2 protein-coding genes and 1 pseudogene are annotated in these 2589 nt (G+C 63.1%); all 3 read left to right on the plus strand.

What is annotated here, in order from left to right:
- The coding region (locus Q8N40_RS25315) for an ATP-binding protein (protein ID WP_305713752.1) at positions 1-1107 on the plus strand (1107 nt) is incomplete at its 5' end.
- 117 nt (positions 1108-1224) lie between these two features.
- Complete coding sequence (gene pstS, locus Q8N40_RS25320; protein ID WP_305713753.1) at positions 1225-2235, plus strand: phosphate ABC transporter substrate-binding protein PstS; 1011 nt, start codon at positions 1225-1227, stop codon at positions 2233-2235.
- 156 nt (positions 2236-2391) lie between these two features.
- A pseudogene (pstC, locus tag Q8N40_RS25325) lies at positions 2392-2589 on the plus strand (phosphate ABC transporter permease PstC); the annotation flags it as partial.

The raw sequence follows: 2589 nt of genomic DNA on the forward strand, positions 1-2589 counted from the left end.
GTCCGCGCGGTCAATCCGGTCGAGGCCGCGGCGGTCGCCGCCGTGGTCGCCGGCATGCCGGATCCCGCCGTGCTGCTCGACCGCGCCGGCCGCGTCCTCCATCTCAACGCGGCGGCGGCGCAGCTCGCGCCGGCCCTGCGCAAGAACGAGCTGGCACAATTCGCGCTGCGCTCGCCCGAGATCATCACCGCGCTGCGCGAAGCCATCGCGACCTCGGAAAGCCGGCGCGCCACCTATCTGGATCACGTGCCGGTCGATCGCTGGATGGAGTTGATCATCACGCCGGTGCCGGTGCCGACTTTGTTCGGCGGCGCCGACAAATGCATGCTGATGACGTTCCACGATCAGACGCCGCTGCGCCGGGTCGAGGAAATGCGCGCCGATTTCGTCGCCAATGCAAGCCATGAGCTGCGCACCCCGCTGGCCGCGCTGTCGGGCTTCATCGATACGCTGCAGGGGCCGGCCAAGGACGACGCCAAGGCGCGCGAGCGCTTTCTCGGCATCATGCACAACCAGGCGAAGCGGATGGCGCGGCTGATCGACGACCTGTTGTCGCTGTCGCGGGTCGAACTGTCCGCCCATGTTCGCCCCGACACGCTGGTGGATCTCGTCTCCATCATCCGCCAGGTCGCGGACGGGCTGGAGCTGCTGGCGCGCGAGCGCAAGGTCACCATCGACATCGAGCTACCGGATACGCCGGTGACGATTGCGGGCGACCGCGAGGAATTGCTGCGGCTGTTCGAGAACCTGATCGAGAACGCGCTGAAATATGGCGCGTCCGGCGGCAAGGTGGTGGTTTCGCTCAGTCAGGCGCTGTCGGGCGAAGGCGCCGCGGAAGTCCGGGTCATGGTGCGCGATTTCGGCCCCGGCATCGCGCCCGAGCATCTGCCGCGGCTGACCGAACGGTTCTACCGGGTCGATGTCGGCGACAGCCGCGCCCAGGGCGGCACCGGCCTCGGACTATCGCTGGTGAAACATATTCTTAACCGCCATCGCGGCCGGCTGTTGATCGAAAGCGTGCCCAAACAGGGCGCGACCTTCACCGCGGCTTTTCCCCAGGCCAAGCCTTCGGAAGCGATACAAATCCAAGCAATTTCAATCGCTTGACTGTGTCATCCAACCGTCACGAAACCTTCGTAAAAGCTCCGTGTACCGCCCCTAAACGGACGGCGTGAGCGCAGTCGGGCGCCGTCTGGGCGCTTCGTTCACCAGATGGAGACAACCATGAATTTCATGAAAGCTATCGTCGCTGCCGGCCTGGTGGCCGCATCGACGTCGGCATTCGCTGCCGACATCACCGGCGCGGGCGCGACCTTCCCATTCCCGCTCTATTCGAAGTGGGCCGACGCCTACAAGAAAGAGACCGGCAACGGTCTGAACTATCAGTCGATCGGTTCCGGCGCCGGCATCAAACAGATCATGGCCAAGACCGTGACCTTCGGAGCCACCGACATGCCGCTCAAGCCTGAGCAGCTCGAAAAGGAAGGCATGATCCAGTGGCCGCAGGCGATGGGCGCCCTGGTCCCGGTCATGAACCTCGAAGGCATCAAGCCGGGCGAAATGGTATTCACCGGTGAATTGCTCGGTGACATCTATCTCGGCAAGGTCAAGACTTGGAATGACCCGGCGATTGCCAAGCTCAATCCGAAACTGAAGCTGCCCACCGACGCCATCACCGTGGTGCGCCGTTCGGATGGCTCCGGCACCACGTTCCTGTGGACCGATTATCTGTCGAAGACCAATGCCGAATGGAAAGCCAAGGCAGGCTCCGGCACCGCGGTCGAATGGCCGACCGGCGTTGGCGCCAAGGGCAACGAAGGCGTTGCCGGCAATGTCGGCCAGACCAAGAACTCGATCGGCTACGTCGAATACGCCTACGCCAAGCAGAACAAGCTGACCTACGGCGCCGTTATCAACAAGGCCGGCAAGACCGTACAGCCGACGATGGCGTCGTTCCAGGCCGCGGCTGCCAACGCCGACTGGGCGGGTTCCAAGAACTATTTCGTGATTCTGACCGACCAGGTCGGCGAAGCCTCCTGGCCGATCACCGGCGCGACTTTCATCCTGATGCACAAGGACCCCGCCGACAAGGCAGCCGCCAAGGAAGCCATCAAGTTCTTCAAATGGGCTTTCGAGAAGGGCGACAAGATGGCGGAGGAACTCGATTACATCCCGATGCCCGAGAGCGTAGTCAAGCAGATCGAGAAGACCTGGTCGGCCGACATCAAGAGCTGATCTTTCCTGCCTGTCCCGGCCGCGGTGCAGCCTTCCCGCTGCTCCGCGGAGCCGGCCCAAACAAGATCCCGGATCGGTGACGCGACGCACCATTGCGCGCTACCGATTCAAGGTACGTGACAGATCGCGAAAACAGTATAAGTACAGGGGATTGGCGTGGCAGACATGGCCGTTCAGAGCGATGCGATGGAATCCGCCGGCCCATATGATCGTGCCAAGGCGCTCAGCGCCTTCAAATTCGGCGACGTCACATTCTACTGGATCACCCGCGCCTGCGCGATCTCGGTTTTGCTCATCCTCGGCGGCATCATTATCTCGCTGATCGTGGGCGCTTGGCCGGCGATCATGGAGTTC

The sequence above is a fragment of the Bradyrhizobium sp. genome (assembly GCF_030693485.1).
Lineage (GTDB): Bacteria > Pseudomonadota > Alphaproteobacteria > Rhizobiales > Xanthobacteraceae > Bradyrhizobium.

Excerpts from the sequence above, each read along its gene's own strand:
- pstS (WP_305713753.1), top strand. The coding sequence starts at position 1,225 with ATGAATTTCATGAAAGCTATCGTCGCTGCCGGCCTGGTGGCCGCATCG.